This is a genomic window from uncultured Cellulomonas sp. (assembly GCF_947494015.1).
GTDB lineage: Bacteria > Actinomycetota > Actinomycetes > Actinomycetales > Cellulomonadaceae > Pengzhenrongella.
Genome location: NZ_CANLTL010000011.1, coordinates 141,064 through 148,395, shown reverse-complemented (window position 1 = coordinate 148,395; position 7,332 = coordinate 141,064). Strand labels below are relative to the sequence as shown.

Here is a 7,332-nt window from a genome sequence, read left to right as displayed (position 1 = left end):
AGACTGTGTGGGAGAGTAGGTCGTCGCCGGACAACCATTCACGAAAAGAGCCACCCCACCCGGGGTGGCTCTTTTCTATTCCCCGCGACGCCGCCCAGTGCGACGTTGCGGACCCATGACGGCCCGGGAGAGGTCCACAAGGTCGCACTGGGTTGGGCGGCGGTGAGCGTGTGCCAGCACATCGGTCGACCTGGCACCGGGTGGTCGTTGGGTTTGCCAGGACCGGACGCGGCCGGGATGAAGACCCGCCTGGAGGCGTTTGAGCTCCGGGCGCAGTGCTTCGTGACACCACGCACCCCGCCGAGGGTGACGTGGTGGACCCATCGCGTGCCGTGAACGGCCCGTGACGTCACGCTCTCGCTCAGCGGGGGCGTGTGGGGTGTGGCGCGGTCGGTCAGCGGGCGATGACGGTCGGTGGGCGGCGCGATGAGATCATGGGGCTTTGCTTGTCGACGAGGGGAAGTCTGACGTGAACGCCGACGGAGGTCGCTCGGGCGGGTCGAGCAGCGGGGACGCCCGGGGGCCACGGGACGGGCGGCGCGGCGGGAGCGACGCGTCCGCGCGAGCGCCGCAGGACGGACGCGGTGGATCGGCCGGTCCGCGCGACGGCGCGCGGTCTGGCGGCGCGGCCGGTCCGCGGGGTGCGGACAGCGCGGACCGCGCGGGCCGTGCAGGTGGAGCTGCGCGCGCGGGGCGCGGCGGCTCGGGCTGGTCGCGGGACGAGCGTGGACGGGTCGCGGGGTCCGATGGTGCGCGGGGGTCGTGGAGCGCCGGTGCGGACCGTGACCGAGGTCCGCGGTACGAGGACCGCCGTGGTGGTGGCGACGCCGCCACCGGTGGTGATCGGCGTCCCCGGCGGGAGGCGGATGCGCGCGGCGCGCGGGGTGATGACCGGGGTGGGGCGCGTGCCGGTGGTTCCGTCGAGGGCCGACCGTTCCGCGCGACCGGGGCGGGCGCTCGAGGTGTCGCCGGCGGCGCTGGCGAGCGGCCGTCGTGGCGGGGTGGCGAAGGGGACGCCCGCCGTTCGGGTGGTGCCGGCGGCGCGGGACGGGGTCCGTTGCGGGGTGGGAGCGGGGACGACCGCCGCGCTGGTGCTCGCGATCCGCGGTCCGGCGGGCCTGCTCGGTCCGCGTCGGGAGGTCGGCCGCCGTTCGGTGACGCCGAGGCGCGCTCCGACGCGGACGCCCGACCGTTCCGACCGGCCAGCGGGGCACCGGGCCGTGGTGGTGACGGGGCCGACCGCGGCCACCGGGCTGCGGGCGGCTGGACCGACCGGTCCGTGGCAGACCGGGACGACCGTGGTGGCGCTGCCTCCCGCGCCGGCGGTGACCGCGGTGAGCGATGGGGCGGCGCGTCCCGTCCGCCGTCGGGCACGCGTGAGCCTGCGTACCGCCCGGCCGGTGAGCGTCCCGCCCGGACGTTCTCGGGTGCGGGTGATCGGACGTCGCGCGGCGGCGACGATCGACGGGACCGGCCGTACCGCGGGTCCGCGGACCGCGCCGACCGGACGTCTCGCGGCGCCGTGGACCGCCCGGACCGTCCCGTCCGTGGACAGGGTGACCGCCCGGACCGGGGAGCACGGGCACCGGGCACCGACCGGCGTCCGGCCGCCGGAGCAGGCCGCGACGCCAGCGCCGAGCAGCAGCCGAGTCGGCCGCCGCAGTCGGTGCGGGTGCCGTCGCCCGAGATCGACGAGGACGTGCAGTTCTCCGACCTCGACAGGGTGGTGCGGGCTCGCCTGCGCACGCTGAGCAAGGACAACGCCCAGGAGGTCGGGCGCCACCTCGTCATGGCCGGTCGCCTGCTCGACACCGACCCGGAGTCGGCCTACGAGCACGCGCAGGCGGCGGTCCGCCGTGCCGGGCGCGTCGACGTCGTCCGCGAGGCGGCGGGGCTGGCGGCGTACCGGACCGGACGGTTCGCGGAAGCGCTCCGCGAGCTGCGCACGGTGCGCCGCCTCAACGGGTCGTCCGAGCACCTCGCGGTCATGGCCGACTGCGAGCGGGGACTGGGGCGTCCGGAGCGCGCGTTGGCGCTGGCGGCGTCGGACGAGGCCGAGGGGCTGGACCCGGTGACCCGCGTGGAGCTGGCCATGGTCGTCAGCGGCGCGCGGCTCGACCTCGGCGAGCCCGAGTCTGCGCTCGCCGCACTGGACGCCGGCGCCCCCGCGCGGGTCGGGCCGGCCGACGGGCTGCTCGCTGCGCGCGTCGCTCAGGCACGGGCCGCGGCCCTCGAGGCGCTCGGCCGGCACGAGGAGGCGGTCGCCGCGACCGCCGCGTTCTCGGCCGAGGACCTTGCGGCGGCGTCCGGGGATGAGCCCGACGAGGAGTCGGTGGTGGTCTTCGACCTCGCCGAGGACGACGACGCGGTGAAGGAGCCGGCGGGCGAGGGACCGGCCGACGGCGAGCCCGCCCGCGACGTCCCGGCGGCTGACGAGCCGCACCCCGACGTCGCGGCCGACGACGCCTCGGCGGCGCTGGACGAGGAGGACCAGGCGTGACCGGGCTGGTCGGGTGCGACGTCGCGCCGGCCGAGCGGTACGACCTCGCCCTGGTCGACCTCGACGGCGTCGCCTACCGCGGCCACGACCCGATCCCGCACGCCGCCGACGGGCTCAACGGTGCGCGTGAGGCGGGCATGCGGTTGGTGTTCGTGACCAACAACGCCTCGCGAGAGCCGGAGTCGGTCGCCGAGCAGCTCACCGGTCTGGGGATCCCCACAGCTGCGGACGAGGTGATGACGGCGGCCCAGGCCGCGGCGGCGTTGCTGGCCACCCGGCTCGCCCCCGGAGCCACGGTGCTCGTGGTCGGCGGTGCCGGGCTGGACACCGCCGTACGGGCCGCGGGCTTCGCGGTGGTGACCTCCGCCGACGACTCGCCAGACGCCGTCGTGCAGGGGTTCGCGCCCGAGCTCGGGTGGGCGCAGCTCGCGGAGGCCGCCTACGCGGTGCAGCGCGGCGCCTGGCACGTCGCCAGCAACCTGGACCTCAGCCTGCCGACGGCCCGCGGCTTCGCCCCGGGCAACGGGTCACTGGTCGGCGCGGTCCAGGCGGCGACGGGGGTGACGCCCGACAGCGCGGGCAAGCCGTCACCGACGATGTACCGGCTCGCGGTCGAGCGCGCCGGCGCCACCACGCCGCTGGTGATCGGCGACCGCCTCGACACCGACCTCGCCGGTGCCCGGTCCGGCGGGTACGTCGGCCTGCATGTGCTCACCGGGGTGAGCTCGGGCCGGGACGCCGTGCTCGCACACCCGGGGGAGCGACCGCACCTGCTCGGCGCCGACCTGCTCTCGGTGCTCACCCCGCACCCGGCCCCCGAACGCGCTGCCGAGGGCTGGTGGACGACGCGCGGGGCGGCTGCGCGCGTCGTGGACGGTCGGCTCGCGCTGCACCCCGCCGCCGATGACGCCGACGGCGTCGTCGACCTGCTGCGGTCGGCGTGCGCGGCCGTCTGGCAGACCGTCGACGACGGCGGCCGTGTGGACGAGACGTCCGTCCCGGCTTTCGTGGTGCCCGTCGGCTGACGGCGGGGTCGCCGGCGCTAGCGTGGGGCCGGCCCGGACCGGCCGGACCGGCCGGGGAGCCATGGACGAGGAGCGCGTGTGACCGAGACCGACCCGACCGCTGCCGGCGCCGCGCCCGCTGACCCGGCCGTGGCCGCCGCTGGTGACCCGACCGGCGGCGTCACCGGCGATCCGGCCGTGGACGAGGCGCTCGGACGGCTCCGGGCGCTCGACGGGGCACCTGTGCACGAGCACGTGGCGGTCTTCGAGGCGGTGCACGCGGCGCTGCAGGGCCGCCTCGCGGACGTCGAGGACTGACGCGTGCCCGAGCGAGTGCGATTGGACAGCGAGCTGGTGCGGCGCGGGCTGGCTCGCTCCCGACGGCACGCGGGTGAGCTCATCACCGGCGGGCGGGTCCGGGTCGACGGCGCGGCGGCGACCAAGGTCGCGATGGCGCTCGGACCGGAGCAGGCCGTCGAGGTCGACGTCGTCGACGGCGACGGGTTCGCCTCCCGCGGGGCGTACAAGCTGGCCGGGGCGCTGGACGCGCTCGGCGCCGGCGGTCCCGCCGTCACGGGCCGGCGCTGCCTGGATGCCGGGGCGTCGACGGGTGGCTTCACCGACGTGCTGCTGCGGCGCGGCGCCCAGCACGTCGTCGCGGTCGACGTCGGCCACGGCCAGCTGGTGCCGTGGCTGCGGGACGACCCACGAGTGACGGTCCGGGAGGGCGTCAACGTCCGCCACCTCGCGGCGGGCGACGTCGGGCCGGCGCCGGAGCTCGTGGTGGCGGACCTCTCGTTCATCTCCCTGACCCTGGTGCTGCCGGCGCTCTCGGCCGTGGTGGTCCCGGGCGGTGACCTGGTGCTCATGGTCAAACCCCAGTTCGAGGTGGGGCGTGAGCGCCTCGGTGCCGGCGGTGTCGTCCGGGACCCGGCGCTGCGGGCGGAGGCGGTGCTCGCCGTCGCGCGGGCCGCGGCGGCGGTCGGGGCTCGTCCGCAGGCCGTGGTGGCCAGCCCGTTGCCGGGCCCGCACGGCAACGTGGAGTACTTCCTGTGGGCGCGCGCCGCCGCGGCGGGGGACGACGCGGGTGTGGGCGGCACGGGGCAGGATGTCACCGAGCGTGACGCCCTCACCACGGGCCGGCTGCGAGCCCTCGTGGACGAGGCGGTGCGGACCGGGCCGACCGGTGGGGGTTCGACCTGGACGAGCGGAGGTGGACGGTGACACGGCGCGCACTGGTCGTGACCCATGGCGGTCGCGAGGAGGCGGTCACGGCGACCGCGGAGGCCGTCCGCGAGCTCGAGGCAGCCGGCTTCGAGACGCTGCGCGACGGCGAGCACGGCACGGATCCCGCGCACCTGGTCGACGTCGAGATCGCGGTCGTCCTCGGCGGGGACGGAACCATCCTGCGGGCGGCGGAGATCACCCGCGGGACCCCCATCCCGCTGCTCGGGGTGAACCTGGGTCACGTGGGCTTCCTCGCGGAGAGCGAGCGCGACGACATCGGCGAGGCGGTCCGGCGGATCGCGGCGCGGGACTACGAGGTCGAGGAGCGCGGCACGCTCGAGGTCCGTGCGATGCTGCCCGGCGAGGTCGAGCCGATCCTGACGTCGTGGGCGCTCAACGAGGCCACCGTCGAGAAGGCCGACCGCGACCGGATGATCGAGGTCGTCATCGAGGTCGACGGCCGCCCGCTGTCCTCCTTCGGGTGCGACGGCGTGGTGATGGCGACGTCGACCGGGTCCACCGCGTACGCCTTCTCGGCCGGCGGGCCGGTCGTGTGGCCTGACGTCGACGGCATGATCCTGGTCCCCGTCTCGGCCCACGCGCTGTTCGCCCGCCCGCTGGTCGTGGGACCACGCAGCGTGCTCGCGGTGGAGGTGCTGACCCGGTCGACCTCGGCCGGGGTGGTCAGCTGTGACGGCCGCCGGCGGTTCGACCTGCCGCCGGGCGCGCGGGTCGAGGTACGCCGCAGCGGGGTGCCGGTGCGCCTGGCGCGCCTCGGCCGGGCGCCGTTCGCCGACCGGCTGGTGAGCAAGTTCTCGCTGCCGGTCGAGGGCTGGCGTGGCCGTGCACCGGCCGGTCCGGCACGGACGGGGACGCCGTGATCGAGGAGATCCGGATCGAGAACCTCGGCGTCATCTCCCGCGCCCAGGTGGGCCTCGGGGCGGGGCTGACCGTGCTCACCGGGGAGACTGGGGCCGGCAAGACCATGGTGCTCACGGGCCTGAACCTGCTGCTCGGCGGCAAGGCCGACACCGGCGCCGTGCGCACCGGCCAGCGGTCGGCGTCCGTGGAGGGCCGGATCGCCCTCGACAGCGGCTCGCCGGTGGCCGCTCGCGCGCAGGACGCCGGCGCCGACCTGGACGACGACGGCACCCTGGTCGTCCTGCGCACCGTGGCGGCGGAGGGCCGGTCGCGGGCGTTCCTCGGCGGCCGCAGCGTCCCCCAGGGCGTGCTCGGGGAGATCGCCGACGACCTGGTCACCGTCCACGGCCAGGCCGACCAGGCCCGGCTGCGGTCACCGGCGCGGCAGCGCCAGGCCCTGGACGCCTTCGCCGGCGCCGGGCACGGGACGACGCTGGCGACCTACCGGGCCGCCTGGTCCGAGCTCGCCGCGCTCGAGGAGGAGATCGGCGACCTCACCGCACGCGCCCAGGACCGCGCTCGCGAGGCTGAGCTGCTGCGGCTCGGGCTCGCCGAGGTCGAGCGCGTCGACCCCCAGCCCGGTGAGGACGTCGAGCTGGCCGCGGAGACGGAGCGGCTCGCGCACGCCGAGGACCTGCGCGCGGCGGCGACCGGCGCCCACGCCGCCCTGACCGGGGACGACACCGGCACAGCTGACGCCACGGCGCTGGTCGCCGTGGACTCGGCGCGTCGGCTGCTCGAGCAGGCCGGGCACCACGACCCCGTGCTCGCCGCGCTCGCGACCCGGCTCGCCGAGGTCGCCTACGCGCTGACGGACGTCTCGACCGAGGTGTCGGGGTACCTCCAGGACCTGCAGGCGGACCCGCTGCGGCTGGAGGCCGTGCAGCAGCGCAGGGCCGACCTGAACCAGCTGACCCGCAGCTACGGCGCCGACGTCGCCGAGGTGCTGGCGTGGTACGACACGGCCGGGCGGCGGCTGCTGGAGCTGGACGGCGGCGGTGAGCGGCTCGCCGGCCTGACCGGACGCCGCAGCGAGGTCCTGTCGACGCTGGGTGAGCTCGCCGACACGCTGACCGCGGGCCGGCGTCGGGCGGCGCAGGCGCTCGCCGACGCGGTGACGGCCGAGCTCGGCGGGCTGGCGATGGCCGGGGCCCAGCTCCGGGTCGAGGTGACCGGGGCGGACGAGCTGGGCCCCTGGGGCCAGGACGCCGTGGAGATGCTGCTCGTGTCGCACGCAGGAGCGCCCGCGCGGCCGCTCGGCAAGGGCGCGTCCGGTGGTGAGCTGTCCCGGGTGATGCTCGCCATCGAGGTGGCCCTGGCCACCTCACCGGAGTCCGGGGCGCACCGCCCACCGACGTTCGTGTTCGACGAGGTCGACGCCGGCGTCGGCGGCAAGGCGGCCGTCGAGGTCGGCCGGCGGCTCGCGTCGCTCGCCGCGGGGGCGCAGGTCCTGGTCGTGACGCACCTCGCGCAGGTCGCCGCGTTCGCCGACACGCACCTGGTGGTCACCAAGGGGTCGGCCGGCGACGCCGACACCGTCACCGAGTCCGACGTGCGCCCGGTGACCGGCCCGGAGCGGGTCCGCGAGCTCGCCCGCATGCTGTCGGGCCAGGACTCGCAGGCGGCGCGCGTGCACGCCGCAGAGCTGCTCGAGCTGTCGGGCGTGGGACGATGACGCAC

At 76.8% G+C, this 7,332-nt stretch carries 6 protein-coding genes; all 6 read left to right on the top strand.

Annotated elements, in window-relative coordinates:
• Positions 1-1,672 precede the first annotated feature (1,672 nt).
• The 6 genes from Q0840_RS13585 to recN all read left to right on the top strand — a co-directional run bounded on the left by Q0840_RS13585 (position 1,673) and on the right by recN (position 7,327).
• Positions 1,673-2,500 carry a hypothetical protein gene (locus tag Q0840_RS13585; protein ID WP_298460208.1) on the top strand — a complete coding sequence of 276 codons (828 nt, stop codon included), beginning with the start codon at positions 1,673-1,675 and terminating at the stop codon, positions 2,498-2,500.
• Complete coding sequence (locus Q0840_RS13580) at positions 2,497-3,525, top strand: HAD-IIA family hydrolase (protein ID WP_298460206.1); 1,029 nt, start codon at positions 2,497-2,499, stop codon at positions 3,523-3,525. The genes Q0840_RS13585 and Q0840_RS13580 overlap by 4 nt, the downstream gene beginning before the upstream one ends.
• Before the next feature lie 78 nt (positions 3,526-3,603).
• The gene (locus tag Q0840_RS13575) at positions 3,604-3,822 is read left to right on the top strand and encodes a hypothetical protein (RefSeq protein WP_298460205.1); all 219 of its coding nucleotides are present in this window, start codon (positions 3,604-3,606) and stop codon (positions 3,820-3,822) included.
• Positions 3,823-3,825: 3 nt separating this feature from the next.
• Positions 3,826-4,728: a TlyA family RNA methyltransferase gene (locus Q0840_RS13570; RefSeq protein WP_298460203.1), complete on the top strand. Its 903-nt coding sequence runs from the start codon at positions 3,826-3,828 to the stop codon at positions 4,726-4,728.
• Positions 4,725-5,612 carry an NAD kinase gene (locus Q0840_RS13565; RefSeq protein ID WP_298460202.1) on the top strand — a complete coding sequence of 296 codons (888 nt, stop codon included), beginning with the start codon at positions 4,725-4,727 and terminating at the stop codon, positions 5,610-5,612. Before Q0840_RS13570 ends, Q0840_RS13565 begins: the two co-directional genes overlap by 4 nt.
• Positions 5,609-7,327 (top strand): DNA repair protein RecN, encoded by a 1,719-nt coding sequence (recN, locus tag Q0840_RS13560; RefSeq protein ID WP_298460201.1) that lies wholly within the window; start codon positions 5,609-5,611, stop codon positions 7,325-7,327. Before Q0840_RS13565 ends, recN begins: the two co-directional genes overlap by 4 nt.
• Positions 7,328-7,332: the final 5 nt, after the last annotated feature.